Source organism: Vibrio qingdaonensis (assembly GCF_026191675.1).
In the GTDB taxonomy this organism is placed as follows: domain Bacteria; phylum Pseudomonadota; class Gammaproteobacteria; order Enterobacterales; family Vibrionaceae; genus Vibrio; species Vibrio qingdaonensis.
In genome coordinates, this window is the sequence record NZ_JAKRRY010000002.1 from 178,196 (window position 1) to 198,280 (window position 20,085).

General features: G+C 43.5%; 20 protein-coding genes and 1 riboswitch. Of the genes, 15 read left to right on the plus strand and 5 right to left on the minus strand.

Features of this window, described 5'->3' with window-relative positions; translation table 11 throughout:
- The first annotated feature begins 51 nt into the window (after positions 1 to 51).
- The 4 genes from bioB to bioD are packed head-to-tail and all read left to right on the plus strand — an operon-like array spanning position 52 to position 3,719.
- A complete protein-coding gene (gene bioB / locus MD535_RS02750) occupies positions 52 to 1,104 on the plus strand; it encodes a biotin synthase BioB (protein ID WP_265673404.1) in 1,053 nt (350 codons plus the stop codon).
- Positions 1,088 to 2,257, plus strand: a complete 1,170-nt coding sequence (locus MD535_RS02755; protein WP_265673405.1) for an 8-amino-7-oxononanoate synthase — start codon at positions 1,088 to 1,090, stop codon at positions 2,255 to 2,257. The genes bioB and MD535_RS02755 overlap by 17 nt, the downstream gene beginning before the upstream one ends.
- A complete protein-coding gene (gene bioC / locus MD535_RS02760; RefSeq protein ID WP_265673406.1) occupies positions 2,242 to 3,042 on the plus strand; it encodes a malonyl-ACP O-methyltransferase BioC in 801 nt (266 codons plus the stop codon). The genes MD535_RS02755 and bioC overlap by 16 nt, the downstream gene beginning before the upstream one ends.
- Positions 3,039 to 3,719 carry a dethiobiotin synthase gene (bioD, locus tag MD535_RS02765; RefSeq protein WP_265673407.1) on the plus strand — a complete coding sequence of 227 codons (681 nt, stop codon included), beginning with the start codon at positions 3,039 to 3,041 and terminating at the stop codon, positions 3,717 to 3,719. The genes bioC and bioD overlap by 4 nt, the downstream gene beginning before the upstream one ends.
- Before the next feature lie 83 nt (positions 3,720 to 3,802).
- Here bioD and MD535_RS02770 read toward each other — a convergent pair whose 3' ends face one another.
- Positions 3,803 to 3,970, minus strand: coding sequence for a hypothetical protein (locus MD535_RS02770; RefSeq protein ID WP_265673408.1), 168 nt, complete (start codon positions 3,968 to 3,970; stop codon positions 3,803 to 3,805).
- A gap of 401 nt (positions 3,971 to 4,371) precedes the next feature.
- Between MD535_RS02770 and htpX the strand changes: the two genes are divergently transcribed.
- The 9 genes from htpX (at position 4,372) to MD535_RS02815 (ending at position 11,691) form a co-directional block, all read left to right on the plus strand.
- Entirely contained in the window at positions 4,372 to 5,241 is an 870-nt protein-coding gene (gene htpX, locus MD535_RS02775) for a protease HtpX (RefSeq protein WP_265673409.1), read from the plus strand.
- Positions 5,242 to 5,465: 224 nt separating this feature from the next.
- Complete coding sequence (locus MD535_RS02780) at positions 5,466 to 5,885, plus strand: nuclear transport factor 2 family protein (RefSeq protein WP_265673410.1); 420 nt, start codon at positions 5,466 to 5,468, stop codon at positions 5,883 to 5,885.
- Positions 5,885 to 6,619, plus strand: a complete 735-nt coding sequence (locus MD535_RS02785; protein WP_265673411.1) for an SDR family NAD(P)-dependent oxidoreductase — start codon at positions 5,885 to 5,887, stop codon at positions 6,617 to 6,619. Before MD535_RS02780 ends, MD535_RS02785 begins: the two co-directional genes overlap by 1 nt.
- A 113-nt stretch (positions 6,620 to 6,732) precedes the next feature.
- Positions 6,733 to 8,013 carry an NAD(P)/FAD-dependent oxidoreductase gene (locus MD535_RS02790; protein WP_265673412.1) on the plus strand — a complete coding sequence of 427 codons (1,281 nt, stop codon included), beginning with the start codon at positions 6,733 to 6,735 and terminating at the stop codon, positions 8,011 to 8,013.
- Positions 8,010 to 8,798 carry a DUF1365 domain-containing protein gene (locus MD535_RS02795; RefSeq protein ID WP_265673413.1) on the plus strand — a complete coding sequence of 263 codons (789 nt, stop codon included), beginning with the start codon at positions 8,010 to 8,012 and terminating at the stop codon, positions 8,796 to 8,798. The genes MD535_RS02790 and MD535_RS02795 overlap by 4 nt, the downstream gene beginning before the upstream one ends.
- Positions 8,799 to 8,809: 11 nt before the next feature.
- A complete protein-coding gene (locus MD535_RS02800; protein WP_265673414.1) occupies positions 8,810 to 10,063 on the plus strand; it encodes an SAM-dependent methyltransferase in 1,254 nt (417 codons plus the stop codon).
- Between the two features lie 47 nt (positions 10,064 to 10,110).
- Positions 10,111 to 10,626 carry a DUF2878 domain-containing protein gene (locus tag MD535_RS02805; protein WP_265673415.1) on the plus strand — a complete coding sequence of 172 codons (516 nt, stop codon included), beginning with the start codon at positions 10,111 to 10,113 and terminating at the stop codon, positions 10,624 to 10,626.
- Entirely contained in the window at positions 10,616 to 11,170 is a 555-nt protein-coding gene (locus tag MD535_RS02810) for a chalcone isomerase family protein (RefSeq protein ID WP_265673416.1), read from the plus strand. The genes MD535_RS02805 and MD535_RS02810 overlap by 11 nt, the downstream gene beginning before the upstream one ends.
- On the plus strand, positions 11,167 to 11,691 hold the full coding sequence (locus MD535_RS02815) for a DUF3833 domain-containing protein (protein WP_265673417.1): 525 nt from the start codon (positions 11,167 to 11,169) through the stop codon (positions 11,689 to 11,691). Before MD535_RS02810 ends, MD535_RS02815 begins: the two co-directional genes overlap by 4 nt.
- 224 nt (positions 11,692 to 11,915) lie before the next feature.
- Here the strand turns inward: MD535_RS02815 and purB are convergent, their stop codons facing one another.
- The 3 genes from purB to mnmA all read right to left on the minus strand — a co-directional run bounded on the left by purB (position 11,916) and on the right by mnmA (position 15,308).
- Positions 11,916 to 13,286: an adenylosuccinate lyase gene (purB, locus tag MD535_RS02820; RefSeq protein WP_265673418.1), complete on the minus strand. Its 1,371-nt coding sequence runs from the start codon at positions 13,284 to 13,286 to the stop codon at positions 11,916 to 11,918.
- 277 nt (positions 13,287 to 13,563) lie between these two features.
- Positions 13,564 to 14,181 carry a high frequency lysogenization protein HflD gene (gene hflD, locus MD535_RS02825; RefSeq protein WP_265673419.1) on the minus strand — a complete coding sequence of 206 codons (618 nt, stop codon included), beginning with the start codon at positions 14,179 to 14,181 and terminating at the stop codon, positions 13,564 to 13,566.
- 17 nt (positions 14,182 to 14,198) lie between these two features.
- The gene (mnmA, locus tag MD535_RS02830) at positions 14,199 to 15,308 is read right to left on the minus strand and encodes a tRNA 2-thiouridine(34) synthase MnmA (protein ID WP_265673420.1); all 1,110 of its coding nucleotides are present in this window, start codon (positions 15,306 to 15,308) and stop codon (positions 14,199 to 14,201) included.
- A 238-nt stretch (positions 15,309 to 15,546) separates the two neighbouring features.
- Here mnmA and MD535_RS02835 point away from each other — a divergent pair, with 238 nt between their 5' ends.
- Positions 15,547 to 16,851, plus strand: coding sequence for an inosine/guanosine kinase (locus MD535_RS02835; protein ID WP_265673421.1), 1,305 nt, complete (start codon positions 15,547 to 15,549; stop codon positions 16,849 to 16,851).
- Positions 16,852 to 16,909: 58 nt separating this feature from the next.
- Here MD535_RS02835 and MD535_RS02840 read toward each other — a convergent pair whose 3' ends face one another.
- Positions 16,910 to 17,317 carry an H-NS family histone-like protein gene (locus MD535_RS02840; RefSeq protein WP_265673422.1) on the minus strand — a complete coding sequence of 136 codons (408 nt, stop codon included), beginning with the start codon at positions 17,315 to 17,317 and terminating at the stop codon, positions 16,910 to 16,912.
- Between the two features lie 671 nt (positions 17,318 to 17,988).
- A riboswitch (Lysine riboswitch) is annotated at positions 17,989 to 18,171 on the plus strand.
- Positions 18,172 to 18,302: 131 nt separating this feature from the next.
- Between MD535_RS02840 and MD535_RS02845 the strand changes: the two genes are divergently transcribed.
- Complete coding sequence (locus tag MD535_RS02845) at positions 18,303 to 19,904, plus strand: Na+/H+ antiporter NhaC family protein (RefSeq protein WP_265673423.1); 1,602 nt, start codon at positions 18,303 to 18,305, stop codon at positions 19,902 to 19,904.
- Positions 19,905 to 20,085: the final 181 nt, after the last annotated feature.

Sequence of the window (20,085 nt, forward strand, 5' to 3'; positions counted from 1 at the left end):
ACTGTGGGTACACTAGCCAAGACTAATAATAATGTGAGCAAGGAATTTTCTGTGGAAGTAAGACATAACTGGACGCTAGCGGAAGTCTCGGCCCTGATGGACAAACCCTTCATGGACCTACTTTTTGAAGCACAAACATTGCATAGGCAACACCAGCAAACAAACCATGTGCAAGTGAGTACTTTGTTGTCTATTAAAACCGGTGCTTGCCCAGAAGATTGTAAATACTGCCCGCAAAGTGCGCGCTACCGTACCGATGTTGAAGCCGAGCGACTCATGGAAGTTGACCGAGTATTAGAGGCGGCGCAAAAAGCAAAAACGGCAGGCTCGACTCGTTTTTGTATGGGAGCTGCATGGAAAAACCCGAAAGAACGTGACATGCCTTTGCTCAAAGAAATGATTAAAGGCGTGAAGGATATGGGGTTAGAGACGTGCATGACGTTGGGCATGCTAACTCCAGAGCAAGCGAGTCATCTTGCCGATGCTGGTCTTGATTACTACAACCATAATTTAGACACCTCGCCAGAATTTTACGGCAAAATCATTACCACGCGAACTTATCAAGACCGCTTGGATACGCTTAGTCACGTTCGTGATGCGGGTATGAAAATCTGCTCTGGTGGCATCATCGGTATGGGGGAAAGTGCCAGTGACCGTGCAGGTTTGCTTATGGAATTGGCTAACCTTCCGGTTCATCCAGAAAGCGTGCCTATTAATATGTTGGTGAAAGTGAAAGGAACGCCAATGGAAGCGGTTGATGATGTAGAGCCGTTTGATTTTATTCGCCTTATCGCCATTGCTCGAATCATGATGCCGCAATCCGCTGTTCGTTTGTCGGCAGGGCGCGAAAACATGAATGAGCAGATGCAAGCGCTGTGTTTCATGGCTGGCGCCAACTCAGTATTTTATGGCTGTAAGTTATTGACGACGCCAAACCCAGATGAAGATACTGATCTGCAATTGTTTAATAAGTTGGGTATCAATCGCGAAGAAACCTCGCAAAAACCGGATGAAGTCCAAGAAAGCGATTTACTAGACCAAGTGGCGATGCGTGTTGCTTCTCGTCCTGAAAAAGATGACCTTTTCTATGAAGCAGGCGTTTGATAGCCGCATAGAGCAGGCGATCTCTTTACGACAGCAGCAAGGCTTGCTCAGACGCACTCAAGCAATTGGTGATGGCAATCATCGCAAGTTTGCTTTGAACGGTGAACGCTTTATCAACTTTTCGTCTAACGATTATTTAGGGTTGGCTGCCAGTGAAGAGCTGGCGTTGGCCTACCAGCAAGCGATAGCCAAATATGGCTCGGGTAGCGGAGCCTCACCTTTGGTGACCGGGTATTCTACCTCTCACGCTAATCTCGACAGTGCATTGAGTGAATGGCTTGGCTATGACAATGCGATATTTTTTTCATCGGGTTTTGCCGCTAATCAAGCTTTGCTGTTCTCATTGCTAGAGAAGGGGGATCTTCTGCTGCAAGACCGCCTTAATCATGCCTCGTTAATGGAGGCGGGCATGTTGAGCCCGGCAACGATGAAGCGCTATCGTCACGGGGATCTTAGTCACTTAGCATCGTTATTCGTGCCAAGCACGCCCACGTTCGCTGTTACCGAGAGTGTATTTAGCATGGATGGGGACATCGCACCTGTCGATGAATTCATACAGCAATGTCAGTTAGCTAATGTGATGACGATGGTCGATGACGCGCATGGTATCGGTGTGCTAGGTGATGACGGGCTTGGTGCATTGTCGCAGTGCCAACGCAAGCCTGACATATTGGTCGTGACGTTTGGTAAGGCATTTGGGCTTAATGGCGCAGCGGTTTTGTGTTCTAAAGCTATGTCTGAATATCTTACGCAATTTGCTCGCCACTATATTTATTCTACGGCCTTTTCTGCAGCGCATGCCTCTGCACTACTGACGGCGCTCACTATGATTCAAACTCAAGTATGGCGTCGAGAGAAACTGTCTGAATTGGGGGCGATGTTTCGTGAAGGTGTCGCTCACTTACCTGCTTATGTGGAGACGCAAACGCCAATAAAGCCCTGGGTGATGGGGGATGAAGTGAATACGCTAGCACTTTGTTCGGAGCTGAAATCTAACGGTATATGGACGACCGCGATACGACCACCAACGGTTGCTAAGGACACTGCGCGCTTACGAATTACATTATCAGCCACACATACGTCATCGGACATTAGCGCGTTAGTGAATTGTCTGGAAGAGTCGGCAAAGGAATTACCATGTCAGAAGCGTTAGTTATCCAAGAAGAAACCAATGACAAATTGGCCATCTCTACCGCCTTTAGCCGTGCGGCTGCACGCTATGATGAACACGCTAAGTTTCAACGGCAAGTTGCGGACAAGTTATTGGCATTGCTGCCAGATGATTTAAGTGGAACAACCGTACTGGATTTAGGGTGCGGCACAGGTTATTGCGCGAAAGCATTACTTCAGCGAGGGGCAAGCGTTGTGTGTGCTGATTTATCTCGCGAGATGTTACATAAAGCACGACAACGGTGCGGAAATGAAAACGTTACATATCACATCGAAGACGCAGAGGCGCTTTCTTTCTCTAGTAGCAGCTTTGATTACGTCGTGTCGAGTCTGGCATTGCAGTGGTGTGATGATTTGGCGCTGCCGCTAGCGGAAATCAAACGAGTGACCAAGCCAAGTGGGCAGTACGCCTTTTCAACGTTAGTTACGGGTTCGCTTAAAGAATTGAGTGCCGCTTGGAGCAAAGTTGACGAATATCAGCATGTGAATCGATTTATCTCGACAAATCAGATAAAAATTGCGTTGGCGCAATCTGGTAGTGTGAAGTATCAACTAGACTGCCCGGAAATAGTTATGTGGTATCAAACCGCACTTGATTTGATGAAGGACTTGAAAGGGATCGGTGCTACCCATGTAAAGGGGCGCTCCCGTAGCTTTACTGGCAAGAAAACATTGCAGAAGCTAGAAATGGAATACAACAAGTTCTCAAATCCAGTGGGTTTATTACCAGCGAGTTATCAAGTTTGTTTGGGGTTAGTGACATTATGATGAAAGCATTATTTATTGCAGGTACGGATACTGAAGTTGGTAAAACAGTGGTATCGAAAGCGATATTAAGTGCTGTAGGAGACCAAGGGCATGCAACGATAGGCTATAAGCCAGTTGCGGCAGGGTGTGAGCAGACAGAAAATGGTTGGCGCAATTCAGATGCTTTGCACCTTCAGCAAGCGGCAACCGTTAACGTTGATTATGATTTGGTTAATCCATATGCGATGTCTTTACCTGCATCACCACATATCGCGGCGTTAGCTGATGGTGTAAGCGTGGATTATGAGAAGCTTTCTTCGGTCTTAAAGCAACACAAAGAAAATAGTGATTTCGTATTGGTAGAAGGCGCGGGTGGTTGGCGCGTTCCGGTTTCTGAAGATGATTGTTTGTCGACATGGGTTAAGCAAGAAGCCTTACCTGTTGTACTTGTTGTTGGAATTAAGTTGGGCTGCTTGAGCCATGCGATGCTGACGGCTGAAGCGATAAAAGCCGACGGTCTTGAGTTAGTCGGCTGGGTCGCAAACCGTATCAATCCGGGTGTCGAACACTATGCGGATATCATAAAGATGCTAGAGCACAAAATGGGGGCACCAAAACTTGGTGAAATCCCTTACGTTCCTGGTTGTAAACAAAGAAACATTGGCAAGTACATTAATCTTGATGTCCTAGATGTTTAATAAAAAATGCCGCTCTCAACTAGAGCGGCATTTTTTTATTCGCTACTTGTATTCGTCACGTGATTTACCGTAGAACCAAGCTTTTATTTCTCGCTAGCAAGCCCGACAAATGCAGATTGAGTCTCTAAAATATGAGTATCTAGTTCACTTGCTTCGCTAATACCCAACTGCTCTCTTGCTTCATCCTCACTAATACCTAAGTGACAACAAAGTAAGTCAATCGCCATCTGAAAGTTGTTATTTTCTACCATGAGGTTTTCCTTTTCGGCATGGAACTAATAAGTCTCAGGCGACTTTATCGGTATGGGGAGCAAGACTCAATACGACCAAAGTCTAACGATGTCAGTCTTGTTCTAAGACCTTTTGTAGGGAATATTGTAAGTGACAAATTGCATATCTAGTGCTATTTGGGGTTGGTATAATCATTTCAATGGCTTATGGTGTTGTTCCTGATCAAGAAATTAACGGTTTGTTTCAATTTAATGCTTAACCTTGATTTTTAAATCTAAGACACTATGTATATAGTGAAGTCGAAAAATGTTACCCCGATCCCAAAAATTCTTTGAAGTGATGAGTTTTTGAGGACACTATAAAAGAATCAGAGAAACCATTCTTTGATCATAATAAAGCTTCTTAATCTGGAGAAATATGAATGAAGCGAGTCTTACTCTTTTTAGCAACTAACTTGGCTGTTGTTTTGGTCTTAAGCGTTGTGCTTAATATCGTGTATGCAGTGACTGGGATGCAACCTGGTAGCCTTTCTGGTTTGTTGGTGATGGCCGCTGTTTTTGGATTTGGTGGCTCTTTTATATCGTTAATGATGTCAAAAGGGATGGCTTTACGATCGGTGGGTGGAGTAGCCATAGAAACCCCACGTAATGAAACCGAACATTGGTTGTTGGAAACAGTAAGTCGTCAAGCACAAGCCGCTGGTATTGGAATGCCTACAGTGGCGATTTATGATTCTGCTGATATCAATGCATTTGCCACTGGCGCAAAACGTGATGATTCATTGGTGGCTGTTTCTTCAGGATTACTTCATAACATGACGCGAGATGAAGCTGAAGCGGTGTTGGCACATGAAGTGAGCCACATCGCCAACGGTGACATGGTCACGATGACCCTTATGCAAGGTGTTGTGAATACGTTTGTTATTTTCCTATCACGTTTTATCGCCAATATTGTGTCATCAAATAACAATGACGAAGAGGGCGGAAGTAACATGATGGTTTACTTTGGTGTTTCTATGGTACTAGAACTCGTGTTTGGTTTCCTCGCGAGCTTTATTACAATGTGGTACAGCCGTCATCGTGAATTCTACGCCGATGCAGGCGCTGCAAAACTAGTTGGTAAGCACAAGATGATTGCAGCACTAGAGCGTTTAAAAATGAGCCAAGAGTCGCAGCTAGAAGGCTCAATGATGGCATTTGGTATCAATGGTAAACGCTCTATGACGGAACTACTAATGAGCCACCCACCGTTAGATAAGCGTATTGATGCGTTGCGCCAGCAAAATTACTGATCGCGCGGAGCGTAACGTTAGGACAACGATACCGGTATAAATCCACACGTGTGGTAATAAGCATTAACTCATTAAAAAGCTTGGCGAATTCGCCAAGCTTTTTTTTTGATCTTTTTAAATAGCGCTGCGTATGAGTTATACAAAAAGTTGAAAAACAAAATCTTGTATAACTTTAAACAGACTAAATTTAATAAAGCGATGGCAGAATTTTAAAAGGAAACGATGTGGATATTAACGACGTGAGCCACCTGTATCAGCAGCTAGACAAGCACAATCTGCATTTATTGGAGGGGATCTATCATGACCATGTTGTTTTTGAGGACCCGGCTCATAGGGTAGAGGGAAAACCCGCTCTGGTGACTTATTTTCATGAGCTTTATGCCAACGTCATTCGATGCGAATTCGATATAGAGCAGCAACAGCAGTTGGACAGCCAAGGTTTTCTAACTTGGACCATGAATCTTCAACATCCGAAATTAAACCGTGGTCAGCCGGTCTCAGTTAAAGGCGCGAGTCACATCCGATTTGAACAAGGTTTTGTGATTTACCACCGTGACTACTTTGACCTTGGTGAAATGCTCTATGAACATGTTGTTGTGCTTGGTGGACTAATCAAAGCCATTAAAAAAAGGTTGGGTAACTAATGGACTCGGCAAATCAGACCGTTTTAATCACAGGTGCTTCTTCTGGAATAGGAAAGCAACTTGCTGACGATTATGCAAATCAAGGTTTTGAAGTTTATGCCTGTGGACGCTCTATACTCAAATTAGAGGAGTTAAAAGCGGGGCGTGAGAACATTCATTTATTGTCCTTTGATGTCACTAATCCGGACGAGGTCGATCTAACTATTAAAAGTTTACCTACTACGCCGACGTTGTGGATCATTAATGCTGGTGACTGTGAATATATGGACGAAGGTCATATTAATTCAGGCGTAATGAAGCGTGTGTTTGATGTCAATGTGTTTGGTGTCATTCATGTTTTGGAAGCGATTCAGGGGCTGCTATCTAACAAACATCATATTGTGGTCGTTGGATCCATCGCAAGTGAGTTGGCATTGCCAAGAGCAGAAGCCTATGGAGCGTCAAAAGCGGCGGTGAGTTATTTAATACGTGCATTGCAAGTTGACTGGAAAGCCAAAGGTGTACAGTTATCTTGTGTATATCCCGGCTTTGTAAGAACGCCCTTAACTGATAAAAACGATTTCGACATGCCAATGATGATAGAAGTTGAGGAAGCGTCAGCCGCAATTCAAAAGGGGGTTGCCAACAGACAGTCCCATATCTATTTTCCAGCAAAATTTACCACCATTATTCGTGCTATATCGTTGCTACCGTACTCGTGGCAAAGCTACATCGTAAACAAGCTACTCAGTTAACGAGCTACTAGGTAACAAAATACCCGTTAATCGGCGGTTTATTTTAAAGAACGCACAACGAAAAAACGACAGAATCAACGAAATGATTAGCCGTAATTAAAAAGGAATTCATTATGAAAATTGCCATTATCGGGACCGGAATATCTGGGCTAACGTGCGGTTACCACTTACACAATGATCACGATGTGACACTTTTTGAAGCGAACGATTACATTGGTGGGCATACCGCAACGGTTGATATAGATATTGATGGCGAACAGCACGCTGTAGATACAGGGTTTATCGTATTCAATGATCGTACATACCCCAACTTCATAAAAATGATGGAAGAGATTGGTGTGACAAGCACGCCAACGCAAATGAGTTTTAGTGTGAAAAATCAAGCGAACGGGCTTGAATATAATGGCCATACGGTTTCAACGTTATTTGCGCAAAAGAAAAATTGGTTCAGTCCTACCTTCTACCGATTTGTGTTCGAAATATTACGGTTTAATAAACTAGCGAAAGAATTCGCCGAGAACGATATTGCCTCGGAAACGACGCTAGGTTCTTTTCTCAATGAGCACGAATTCAGTGACTACTTTTGTACCAACTACATTCTACCCATGGGGGCGGCGATTTGGTCCTCGACATTGGCAGATATGCGCGCATTCCCTTTAGGCTTCTTTTTAAGGTTTTTCTTAAATCATGGGCTGCTTGATGTAGTGAATCGACCGCAGTGGTATGTCATTGATGGCGGCTCTCGGGCATACATCGAACCTTTAATACGCGGTTTTGCCGATAAGATACAACTCAATGCACCGGTGACGAGTGTTAAACGTTACGATGATGCGGTCGAGGTGATTGTCAATGGTGAGTCCCAGTGGTTTGATCAAGTCATTTTTGCTTGTCACAGCGACCAAGCATTGACAATGCTAGAGGCGCCAAGTAACAACGAGTTGAGTATTTTAGCGGATATGCAATATCAATCGAATGAAGTGGTATTGCACACGGATGTTCGTTTGCTACCGGATGAAAAACGCGCTTGGGCATCATGGAACTATGCATTGAGCGAAGGGTGTGAGCAGCAAATGCCGACGCTCACATACAACATGAATGTTCTTCAGCACATTGAGTCATCCAGCACGCTGTGCGTATCTCTCAACTCCGCGAACCTGGTTGATAGCGATAAGATACTGCGTACTTTTCACTATTCTCACCCAGTATTTACCTCAAAATCCATTCGAGCTCAGAATCGAAGAGAGGAACTATTTGGAGACAATGAGACTTGGTTTTGTGGCGCGTATTGGTATAACGGATTCCATGAAGATGGTGTAAGGAGCGCGTTGGACGTGGTCAAGGGGATTCAAGCTCTCGATCGCGAACAAATCGATCCCATTAAGGGGGTTGCATGAGTCGCTCAGCAGTCAACAGTCGTTTGATGGTTGGAAGTGTTGATCATCGACGTTTCACTCCGAAAAAGCACTATTTGCGCTACCCACTTTTCATGCCCGCTATCGATCTCGATGAGCTAGATGAGTTGAAACAAAACGTATGGGGCTTTGGTGATAAGTGGTGGCATTGGGCAAGGTTTCATCGTCCAGACTATTTGGGTCAAGGCGATTTAAAGCAGGCCTTACAGGCTAAAGTGCACGAACTTACCGGAGACAAGCTCACAGGTAAAGTGATTGCTGTCTGCCATTTACGCTATCTGGGGTTGTATTTTAGTCCGGTCAATTTTTATTACCTCTACGACAAGCAAGGTCAATGGCAATACTTGTTAGCAGAGGTGAGCAATACGCCTTGGAATGAACGTCACTACTACGCTGTTAAAGCGCAAAGTGGCGAACAAGATGAAAATTGGCAACATGATAAGGCTTTCCATGTATCGCCATTTAATCCGATTGATCAACGATATAAATGGAAGCTTAAACCTATTGGAGAGCGGTTGTTTGTTCACTTGGCCTGCCATCGTGATGACAAAGAATTTGATGCAACCGTATCAATGAAGAGCCACCCTTTTTGCTCAAAGCAATTGTTATCGCTGCTGATCAAAACCCCCGTAATGGCAGTAAAAGTGGTGGCTGGCATTTATTGGCACGCCTTTAAATTGTGGTGTAAAGGTATGCCAATATACGATCATCCAGAGAAAAAAACTCGCCCTACAGAGGCTTTATCTCAACAAAATTCTAAAGATTAAGGGAGTGCTTTATGTTGGACACGACGCTCGTCAGTTCTCAAACACTGACAACTATTCAAAAAACAGCCAGAACGGTGGCATTCAATTGCCTGTATAAACTGGATATAGGCTGCTTAACGATTGTAGAAAGCTTTGAACAAAATGGGTCGATAAACAAACAAGTCAGTGAGCGTTTTGGGCGCCCAGAACGTGGTAAGCCAAATGCGGTTATTGAAGTTAAGCATCCTGACTTTTATCGTCGTCTGCTCAAAGGCGGCAGTATTGCTGCGGGTGAAGCTTATATGGATGGGTGGTGGGACAGCCCAGATCTGACCGCTCTGATGGAATTAATGGCCATCAATATGGCGGCGTTGGATACTATTGAAGCGAAATCGACACCGTTGACTCGTATCTTGTATTGGTTAGGGCATTGGGGGAAGCGAAATACATTGGATAACTCGCGTGAGAATATTCAAGCCCATTACGACCTTGGTAATGCGTTATATGAAACTTTCCTCGATGAGCGCATGCTTTACTCATCGGCAATTTATGACAGTGATGCCGATTCACTGGAAACCGCGCAGTTAAACAAGATGGAGCGCCTTTGTCAGCAGCTTCAACTTTCTAGTGACGATCATGTTCTTGAAATTGGAACGGGTTGGGGGGCAATGGCAATTTATATGGCTCAACGCTATGGCTGCCAGGTCACGACGACAACTATTTCCGATGAACAGTTTGATTATGCGCAAAATAAAATTAATGAGCTTGGGCTTAATGAACAGATAACGTTATTAAAACAAGATTATCGTTTATTAGAGGGGCAGTACGATAAATTGGTTTCTATAGAGATGATCGAAGCGGTTGGTAAGCAGTTTCTGACCTCATATTTGACAACGTGTCAATCGTTGTTAAAGCCTAAAGGGTTGATGGCGATTCAAGCGATTACGATTGCAGACCAACGTTATGATAGTTATTCAAAAAATGTCGACTTTATTCAGAAATACATTTTTCCTGGTGGCTTCCTACCTTCAATCACGGCATTGACGAGTGCTTGTACTAAGCATACCGACTTGGTGACGCGAGACTTATTCGACATCGGATTAGATTATGCCGCAACCCTTGCCGATTGGAGAGCAAGGTTCGAACAAGCCCTTCCTACGGTAAAACAACTCGGCTATGACGAGCGATTCATTCGTATGTGGCGCTATTACTTTTGCTATTGCGAAGGGGGCTTTAGAGCGAAAAGTATTAGCACCGTGCATATGACTCTGCAGAGAAACTCGTGAAATAAACCGAGATAACCGAATTGGGCGCAATTGAAGAGGAAAAGACAATGTCACACGTTGCTAAACTTGTTTGCGTCAGTACTTGGTTTCAATGTTTATGGTTTCTTTCTGTCGTTGGTCAGGCGCGTTTTCAATGGCTGGGTCTCGCGCTGGCGATATTGACAATCATATCGACATATCGAGTGCTATCTATCAGCCTAAGAGATGTGGTGTTGATCGCCTTGTTAGGTCTTATTCTTGATAGCCTCAATGTGATGACGAATGTGCTCATCTTTTCGGAACCAGCTTTACCTATTTGGTTGGTGACGTTATGGCTAGCATTTTCGTGGTACGCCAATTTTTTACGAAGCACTTTGATGCAATATCCGATTTTCTACGTATCAATACTAGGAGGCGCGGGGGGCGCGCTGAGTTATTTAGCGGGTAATAAGCTAGATGCGGTCACCATAGGGTATTCCTTACCCATGACCCTGATGATTTTGTTTGTGGAGTGGCTAGCGATCATCTGGTTTGTTGTTAGTTATCAGCGCTTGACTAAAGGAGTACTGAATCATGATACGTAAATTAACAACGCTAGGGCTATTGCTGGCCGCAGTAACAACCCCAGTGAGTGCGAGTCCGGACAATCCAGTCAGTTATGAAGCGTGGCGTCATTGGAAAGTGGTGGGAGAAGCTCAACTTAGTTGGTTGTTTTTCGATGTCTATCGCTCACAACTTCTTACACCGCAAGGTACTTATACGTTATCGTCTGACGTGTCACCGCACCCAGTTGCACTCAGAATACAGTACCAAAGAGACATAAGTCGTACACAGCTATTAGAGGCAACGTTGGATCAATGGGAAAAAATGGGTGTTGATAAAGAAACCAGAAACCAATGGATCGCAAGGCTTTATGATGTGTTTCCCGACATTGAAGAAGGACAACAATTGATTTATGTATCAGATGGCGCATCGGGGTATTTTTATTATTTGACCGATGAAAAGCCACTGCAAGCAGTAGGACGAATTAACGATAAAGCGTTAAATGACGGCTTCCTTGGAATTTGGCTAGCGCCGAACAGCCAGTATCCTAAATTGAGAGCGCAACTGATAGGAATGAATCGATGAAAAAGCTCGCGTTGTTATGCTGGTTGATGGTGACGGTATTGCTCACTTCTTGCAGTGCCAACTTAGATGAGTACGATAAAAGTACACCGAGTTTTGACTTATTTGGCTATTTTGACGGTCAGTCTCGGGCTTGGGGAATGGTTCAAGATTATACAGACAAACAAACAAGACGCTTTGTCGTCGATATCATTGGAGAGGTCGACGGCGACACCTTAACGTTGACAGAGGACTTCATCTTTCATGATGGAGAAACTGATCAAAGAATTTGGACAATCAAGCGTTTAGAGGATGGCTCATACGAAGGAACGGCTGATGACATTATTGGCGTCGCAACAGGGCAAACCGTGGGGAATGCACTGAGGTGGCAGTACGACTTTGAATTAGAGGTAGATGGTTCAAGTTACACGGTTGCATTTGACGATTGGCTCTACAGGCAAGACGAAGACCACCTCTTCAATCTAACGAGCATCAGGAAGTTTGGTCAGGAAGTTGGGACGATTACGTTGTTTTTTCAAAAGTAAATGAGTCATTAAAGGATTCACTCACAGAAAACGATTTGCAAAAGTAATGTTGTCACCTAGTTAGGCGTTATGCTCATGTATCGCCATGATATTTGGCCATGTAAAATTGAGAGAAAAACAAAGGGGCTGCAATTCTGCAGCCCCTTTTATGTATATCAAACGTTTATTATCATAGAACAAAAAACACAGCCTTTAGGTAGAAAGGCTGGTTCTAACACTAGATATTAAAGCTTGTCAGTGAGTTCAATCGCTTGACCGATGTAGTTCGCTGGCGTCATTAATTTAAGACGTACTTTTTCATCTTCTGGTAGCTCTAGGCCGTCGATGAAGTTACGCATTGCTTCGCCGTCTACACGTTTACCGCGTGTCAGTTCTTTAAGCTTTTCGTACGGCTTTTCGATACCGTAACGACGCATTACTGTTTGTACTGGTTCAGCCAGGACTTCCCAGTTCTTATCAAGCTCTGCAAGCAAGGCTTCGCGGTTAACTTCAAGCTTACTGATACCTTTTAGAGTCGACGTATAAGCAATGATTGCGTAACCGACACCAACGCCAAGGTTACGAAGAACCGTTGAGTCAGTCAGGTCACGTTGCCAACGTGAAACTGGAAGTTTTTGTGCTAGATGTGCAAATACCGCGTTAGCTAGCCCTAGGTTGCCTTCAGAGTTTTCGAAGTCAATCGGGTTTACTTTATGTGGCATAGTTGATGAGCCGATTTCGCCAGCAATGGTCTTTTGCTTGAAGTGACCTAGCGCGATGTAACCCCATACGTCACGATCGAAATCGATTAGGATAGTGTTGAAACGAGCGATGGCGTCAAAAAGCTCAGCAATATAATCGTGAGGTTCAATTTGCGTTGTGTACGGGTTCCACGTAACGCCAAGAGATTCAGTGATGAATTCTTCACTAAATTTGTGCCAATCTAGCTCAGGATAAGCGGATAGGTGAGCGTTGTAGTTACCAACGGCACCGTTCACTTTACCTAGGATCTCAACGGCTTCGATTTGCTTATATTGACGTTCCATACGGTACGCCACGTTTGCCATTTCTTTACCCATTGTTGATGGAGAAGCTGGCTGACCGTGTGTGCGAGACAATAATGGAATATCGCGATATTCAACCGCAAGTTTGCCGATTGCATCAATGATGTTACGAAGTTCAGGAAGAATAACAGTCTCGCGAGCTTCTTTTAGCATCAGCGCATGAGAGGTGTTATTAATATCTTCAGAAGTACACGCAAAATGGATGAACTCATTAACCGCGTGAAGCTCAGGAACACCGGCTACTTTTTCTTTTAGGAAGTACTCAACCGCTTTTACATCGTGGTTGGTAGTGCGCTCGATCTCTTTAATGCGAGCAGCATCGTCTTCGCTAAAGTTAGCTGCTAATTCATTTAGAAACTGATTTGCTTCTGCACTGAATGCCGGAACTTCTTTGATTGCATCTGTAGCAGCAAGCTTTTGTAGCCAACGAATTTCAACGATAGAGCGGTACTTTAGTAGGCCAAACTCACTAAAGATGCTGCGTAGTGCAGTTGTTTTGCTTCCGTAACGGCCGTCTACTGGTGAAACAGCAGTCAATGCTGACAGTTCCATGGTGTTCTCCTGAATTGGGTTTCTAAATTTCGTGAGCTTTATACCAATATCCGTCGCAATTGTCACGTACATTAAGCAAACGTTTGCGCGGCGGTTGTGTTGGTCTAAAAGTATCTTGGTCTAAAAACTTTTTCTAATAAGCTTTATTGCTTTAATAACGACATCGCGCCCATAAAACGCTATCTCGCTAAGACAGCGATGCACTTTTAGATAGTTCGGCTTTTAAACGAATAGCTCGCAACAAGTGCGAGCTGAATTTGGTATTCGAGCCAGGCTATCAGAGTCTAGCTAAAAGAATTTTGGCTTGTTCGATCATCTTCTTACGTCCAAACACTAAGTGACGACGTTTGCCACCGACCTGACGCCACAAAACAGCACTACGAATACCAGATAGCAGTAGTGCGCGTACTTTTTGTTGGGTGCCAGTTTGTTGTAAGACAGAAGGCGTACCAGTGACTTGAATTCTTGGGCCAATAGGGCTAACAACATCAAGATAAACGCTGGCAAGGTTACTGATCATTTGTTCGTCTAGCAGATCGTAGTGTTCGAGCTGTCGCTCAACCATTTGAATACGATCTCCTAGCTGAGACATAGCGTCGTTACGGCTGCTTAGTTTACGCTCTAGAGCCATGAGACTAATGATATAACGTGTGATTTCACTTCCGGTCGGTGTGCTGTCAATACCGTTAACCAAGCACTCGAGTCCAACTTTTAAATCAGACTCGCTGCCAAATACACTAAGGGTATTTGATGGACTTATGTTGGTGATAGCTTTAAGTGAAGCCTCAAACGCGTCTGAATCACAGTGACCGTCTTTTGCCATGTTCTGCACGAGCGCCACTGCTTGGCAAAGGCCTGCAAATGCAATGGTACGGTCGTAAAGTGTATTAGCCACGTAGTTCTCCTAATAAATTAAATGCGCTCTTCAATGATACCGCCACCTAGACACACGTTGTCTTTATAGAAAACGGCAGATTGCCCTGGTGTAACAGCGACCTGTGGCTCATCAAAGATGACTTTGATGTTGCTATCATCCATTGGAATGATAGTACAAGGGATATCTTGTTGACGATAACGTGTTTTCACTGTGCATGTCATTGGTTCAGTGATGATTTCACGATCAACCCAGTGCAATTGAGATGCACGTAAGCCATTTGACTTTAATAACGGGTGATCGGCACCTTGTACAGCAATTAAGACATTACGTTTAAGATCTTTTTCAGCGACATACCATGGTTCTTCATTACCGCCGCCGCCTTTTTGGCCACCAATATGTAGACCCTTACGCTGCCCTAACGTGTGGTACATTAAACCTTGGTGCTCGCCAATGACAGCGCCTTCAGGTGTCTCAATTTTACCCGGTTGCGCAGGTAAATAGCGAGACAAGAAGTCGGTAAATTTGCGCTCACCAATAAAACAGATACCGGTTGAGTCTTTTTTCTTCGCAGTAATCAGGTCTTGCTCTTCTGCGATACGACGTACTTCAGGTTTTTCTAGCTCACCCACTGGAAATAGACTGCGGGCTACTTGCTCATGGCTTAATGTATATAGGAAATAGCTCTGGTCTTTGTTGCTATCTAAGCCACGTAGCATTTGTGGCTTTTCACCGTTTTCAGGGAACGTACGGCTGACATAATGCCCCATGGCAATATAGTCTGCATCGAGTACTTCATCGGCAAACTCTAAAAAGGCTTTGAACTTGATTTCTTTGTTACAAAGAATGTCAGGGTTTGGTGTACGACCCGCTTTATACTCAGCTAAGAAGTACTCAAAGACGTTATCCCAGTATTCTGCAGCAAAGTTGATAGTATGAAGGTGGATACCTAGCTTGTCGCAAACAGCTTGTGCGTCTGCAAGATCTTCTGCAGCCGTGCAGTACTCTTCGTTATCGTCTTCTTCCCAGTTCTTCATAAACAGGCCTTCTACTTGATAGCCCTGCTGTTTTAGAAGATAGGCAGAAACGGATGAGTCCACACCGCCGGACATACCGACGATCACTTTCTTTTGGCTGTTATCAGACATGTTTAAATACCACCTATAGTAATTGGACGCAGATTTTAGCAGAAACAAAACGTGCAATACAGTTCCGCGAACTAAATCACACTTTGTTAAGTGGGTTATGTGTGTCTTCAATGGGAGAAATACAAGTCTTTTGACAAAAAAATGAATAGGTAAACGTTTGCCTTAATTGCCTATGTTGCTCTGATGATCTATACAGAGTTAGAATTGCCGCCTTCTTTTTCCCTAAGCAGATTACGTTATGAAATTCCCTGGCCAAAGAAAATCCAAGCACTACTTTCCCGTTCATGCTCGCGACCCATTAGTGAGCCAAGCGCAAAGCAGTAAAAAAATGTCTAAAACGCATATTGTCGGTATTGACCAAACCTTGGTTGATATTGAAGCGAAAGTAGACAGTAGCTTGATTGAAAAATATCGCTTGAGTAAAGGACATTCATTGGTTATTGATGATAAAGCCGCGGAAGCTTTATACACGGAGTTAAAGGAAAAAGAACTCATCACCAATGAATTCGCGGGTGGAACGATAGGGAATACATTACATAACTTTTCTGTACTCGCGGATGATAAGTCGGTGCTATTGGGTGTGATGAGCTCAGATATTAAGATTGGTAGCTACGGGTACCGTTATCTGTGCAATACATCAAGCCGCATGGATCTTAACTATTTGCAAGGTGTTGATGGTGCGATAGGGCGCTGCTTCACTCTTATTACTGAAGACGGCGAGCGTACGTTTGCAATTAGTGAAGGGAAAATGAACCAGCTTAAGCCGGAAAGTATCCCTGAAAATATCTTCAAAAAAGCGTCAGCGTTAGTATTAACCGCTTATTTAGTGCGTTGTAAACCGGGCGATCCAATGCCAGAAGCGACCATGCAGGCGATAGAGTATGCCAAAAAATATAACGTGCCAGTGGTACTAACGTTAGGGACCCGTTTTGTTATTCAAGACGACCCTGAATATTGGCAGGATTTTTTAAAGCAGCATGTCACCGTTGTTGCGATGAATGAAGATGAAGCAGAAGCTCTGACTGGAGAAAGCGATCCTTTAGCGGCATCGGATAAAGCGCTAGAGTGGGTAGATTTAGTTCTGTGTACCGCAGGCCCAATTGGGTTATTTATGGGGGGGTATACAGAAGATGATGCTAAGCGAGAAACATCATTACCACTATTGCCTGGTAGTATTGCGGAATTTAATCGTTACGAGTTTAGTCGCCCCGCGGTAAAAGCAGAGTGTAATAACCCAATTAAAGTGTATTCTCATATTGCACCGTATATGGGCGGCCCAGAGAAAATTAAAAATACCAATGGTGCGGGCGATGCAGCGCTTTCAGCATTATTGCATGACATGGCAGCAAATAAACACCATAGAGAAAATGTGCCTAACTCTAGTAAGCATCAATATCAGTTTTTAACGTACTCATCTTTTTCACAAGTATGCAAGTATTCTAATAGAGCAAGTTATGAAGTGTTGGTTCAGCATTCGCCAAGGTTGTCGAGGGGTTTACCAGAAAGAGAAGACAGCTTAGAAGAAGCGTATTGGGAAAGATAATAAAAAAGCGCCGTAGGGCGCTTTTTTTATATAACTCTAGTTCTATTAGAATAGAGAATTAAAGTTCAAATTCTTCTAGAGACTTACCAGCATCTAACGCAGCTTGAATTACTGATGGAGTACGGCCTTGACCAGTCCATGTTTTTTCTGCGCCATTACCATCAACATATTTGTATTTTGCAGGGCGTGGTGCACGTTTGCTTTTGCTTTTTGCTTTTGATTCACCAGACAATGCTGCAATTAAATCTTCAACGTCGATGCCATCTTTAGCAATCATTTGAGCGTATTCGCTTAGCTTAGCTTCACGAGCTTCTCTTTCTGCTCTTTCTTCTTTTTCAGACTCTTGACGCTCAGAGACAACAAGCGTTAATTTTTCTAGTGCTTCTTCAAGTTGCTCAATCGTTAGTTCACGAGCAAATGCACGCAGGCTACGAATATTAAGCAAAGTTTTGGTTAATTCAGACATGACAATTCCCATGATTTATTTTGTTCGAGATTAATAATAAACGTCATTTTCTATATTGACAATAAAATAGCTGTAACAAAAGTAAAAATAGATTAATTTTTACAGGAAATTGATAAAAGAATGAGAAACAGCTCTAAATGTAACGTGTGATTACATTAATAGTCATGGTTTAACAATGTTTTTAATGATACTGCGAGCGGTATCAATACGAGTTCACTAGATGGTAGATAGCGTGGTTGCATATTTGTCTATCATCTTTCAGGGCGTTTAAATGGCGTGAAAGTTACACTTCTAAGTGAACTAAAGTAAATAGTAAATGTCGGGCTTAATTATGCTAAATGTCTATAGTTCGTGTACTTTAGGGAGTGAGCAAACATTAACGCTCTATTATTTATTTAGTATCAGCTATTAGAGTTCCGAAGAGTAGCGCGTCCAAACGTACAATGTTGTTGCAATACCGCTACGAAATATAGTGATAATTGTCGTCGTAGTCTTTTGGAATCATACTCCATTTCTAAATAATCTCAGCCATACCTCTCTCTACCTATAACAACTCATTCACAATATTGATGTTGCAATTGACTGTTCAGTAAGTACAATGGCGCGCACCTAATGCAAAAGTAAGAATTTTCTTCTAATGCTACACTTGTAGGATTAGTGGTAAACGTTACTTTTGATGTAGAGGTGCGACTGCGAAAAGTACTTGTCGTTGGGGTGATGCCAATGGACGACAACAAAAGGCGCAGTCGCCGAAGTGAGAATAGAAGATCACGCTTTCTCGCTGGGGTTGTCTCTGAAAGGAACAACACTGCCATAGTCTATTATTTGTTAAACTATGGAGCGCTACTGTAGGGGTTGGGAAAGCATTCGCTTTTCTTTCGCTTATTCAACATTTGTTGAAATCTGTATGTATATACCCAAAACGGGTGTTTACATATGTCTGCAGTAGATCTCTAACCATAATTAAAACTGGTTTTTGAAGATCATGAACTTAATCGATTTTGCTTCCTCACCATTGTCATTGCTGCCGCCGATCGTAGCTTTGAGTTTGGCTATTATCACACGTCGCGTTTTACTCTCTTTAGGAGTAGGTATTGTTCTCGGTGCCTTCCTTCTTAATGATTACTCTGTTGCCAATGCCGCAGGTTACGTCTTTGATACTGTTTCTGGTGTCATCATTGAAGACGGTGGCTTGAATCTTTGGAATATGAGTATCGTCGGCTTCTTATTGTTGCTTGGTATGATGACGGCACTCCTCACCTTATCCGGTGGTACAAAAGCATTTGCTGAATGGGCGCAGTCTCGCGTAAAAAGCAAGCGCGGTTCCAAATTACTGGCAGCATTCCTTGGCGTTTTCATTTTTGTTGATGACTACTTTAACAGCCTTGCGGTTGGCGCCATTTCACGCCCAGTAACGGATCGCTTTTATGTGTCACGTGCGAAGCTTGCCTACATTTTAGACTCGACAGCCGCCCCAATGTGCGTATTGATGCCTGCTTCTAGCTGGGGCGCTTATATCATGACGATTGTCAGTGGCATCCTAATTAGTCATGGTATTACTGAATACTCGGCAATTGGTGCTTATGTTCGACTCATTCCAATGAATTTTTATGCTGTCTTTGCGTTACTAATGGTGTTTGCTGTAGCTTGGTTCCAACTTGATGTTGGTCCAATGCGTAAACATGAGATGCGCGCTAAGCAAGGGATTGGTTTTGATCATGACCAAGAAAACGACGCAAAAGAAGCACACGAACTAAACGAAGAGCTTGATATTAAAGAAAGCGACTTTGGGTCAGTATCTGATCTTGTTCTTCCTATCGTCGTGCTTATCTTTGCCATGGTCGGAGCGATGCTATTTACGGGTAGCCAAGCCCTAGCTGCTGACGGCCTAGCGTTTAATATGTTAGGGGCATTTGAAAATACCGATGTAGGTATGTCACTGATTTACGGTGGCAGTGCTGGTCTTGCAATGGCGATTTATACGGTAGTGAAGCAAAAGCTAGCCGTAAAAGATATCGCACTAACGATGTGGATTGGTGCTAAATCGATGTTTGGTGCAATTCTGATCTTGTTCTTTGCATGGTCAATTGGCTCTGTGATTGGCGATATGAAGACCGGTGCTTACTTGTCGTCTACCGTTCAAGGCAATATAGATGTTCATTGGTTGCCGGTGATTTTGTTCCTATTGGCTGGCTTGATGGCATTTTCAACCGGTACGTCATGGGGTACGTTTGGCATTATGTTACCAATTGCGGGTGACATGGCTGGTGCGACGGATATCGCTATGATGTTACCAATGTTAGGTGCGGTACTGGCTGGTTCGGTATTTGGTGACCACTGTTCACCCATTTCAGATACGACGATTTTGTCTTCAACAGGTGCTCGTTGTAATCACATTGACCACGTATCGACTCAGTTGCCATATGCATTGTCCGTCGCTGTTGTGTCTTGCGTCGGTTTCATCGCGCTAGGTATGACAAATTCGGTTTGGATATCATTCGCTGCAGCTAGCGTAACCTTTGTATTAGTTTGTTGTGTACTTTCTGCGCTATCTAAAGCTCGAATGACAAAAGACGTTAAAGCGTAACTGATATCTTTTATCGTGATGAGTAGATTAAAAAGAGCCTATTAGGGCTCTTTTTTTGACTCGCTGCAACGAGAATGACATCGTGAGTGCGTCCAATTGGGTTCGAACTAGATTAAATTTTAAAAAACTGCAAATTAATTGTTGAAAATTTAACTGAGCTTAGTTAGTGTGAAGTCACAGC

Excerpts from the sequence above, each read along its gene's own strand:
- MD535_RS02755 (WP_265673405.1), top strand. The coding sequence starts at position 1,088 with ATGAAGCAGGCGTTTGATAGCCGCATAGAGCAGGCGATCTCTTTACGA.
- bioC (WP_265673406.1), top strand. The coding sequence starts at position 2,242 with ATGTCAGAAGCGTTAGTTATCCAAGAAGAAACCAATGACAAATTGGCC.
- bioD (WP_265673407.1), top strand. The coding sequence starts at position 3,039 with ATGATGAAAGCATTATTTATTGCAGGTACGGATACTGAAGTTGGTAAA.
- MD535_RS02770 (WP_265673408.1), bottom strand. The coding sequence starts at position 3,970 with ATGGTAGAAAATAACAACTTTCAGATGGCGATTGACTTACTTTGTTGT.
- htpX (WP_265673409.1), top strand. The coding sequence starts at position 4,372 with ATGAAGCGAGTCTTACTCTTTTTAGCAACTAACTTGGCTGTTGTTTTG.
- MD535_RS02785 (WP_265673411.1), top strand. The coding sequence starts at position 5,885 with ATGGACTCGGCAAATCAGACCGTTTTAATCACAGGTGCTTCTTCTGGA.
- MD535_RS02790 (WP_265673412.1), top strand. The coding sequence starts at position 6,733 with ATGAAAATTGCCATTATCGGGACCGGAATATCTGGGCTAACGTGCGGT.
- MD535_RS02795 (WP_265673413.1), top strand. The coding sequence starts at position 8,010 with ATGAGTCGCTCAGCAGTCAACAGTCGTTTGATGGTTGGAAGTGTTGAT.
- MD535_RS02800 (WP_265673414.1), top strand. The coding sequence starts at position 8,810 with ATGTTGGACACGACGCTCGTCAGTTCTCAAACACTGACAACTATTCAA.
- MD535_RS02805 (WP_265673415.1), top strand. The coding sequence starts at position 10,111 with ATGTCACACGTTGCTAAACTTGTTTGCGTCAGTACTTGGTTTCAATGT.
- MD535_RS02810 (WP_265673416.1), top strand. The coding sequence starts at position 10,616 with ATGATACGTAAATTAACAACGCTAGGGCTATTGCTGGCCGCAGTAACA.
- MD535_RS02815 (WP_265673417.1), top strand. The coding sequence starts at position 11,167 with ATGAAAAAGCTCGCGTTGTTATGCTGGTTGATGGTGACGGTATTGCTC.
- purB (WP_265673418.1), bottom strand. The coding sequence starts at position 13,286 with ATGGAACTGTCAGCATTGACTGCTGTTTCACCAGTAGACGGCCGTTAC.
- mnmA (WP_265673420.1), bottom strand. The coding sequence starts at position 15,308 with ATGTCTGATAACAGCCAAAAGAAAGTGATCGTCGGTATGTCCGGCGGT.
- MD535_RS02835 (WP_265673421.1), top strand. The coding sequence starts at position 15,547 with ATGAAATTCCCTGGCCAAAGAAAATCCAAGCACTACTTTCCCGTTCAT.
- MD535_RS02840 (WP_265673422.1), bottom strand. The coding sequence starts at position 17,317 with ATGTCTGAATTAACCAAAACTTTGCTTAATATTCGTAGCCTGCGTGCA.
- MD535_RS02845 (WP_265673423.1), top strand. The coding sequence starts at position 18,303 with ATGAACTTAATCGATTTTGCTTCCTCACCATTGTCATTGCTGCCGCCG.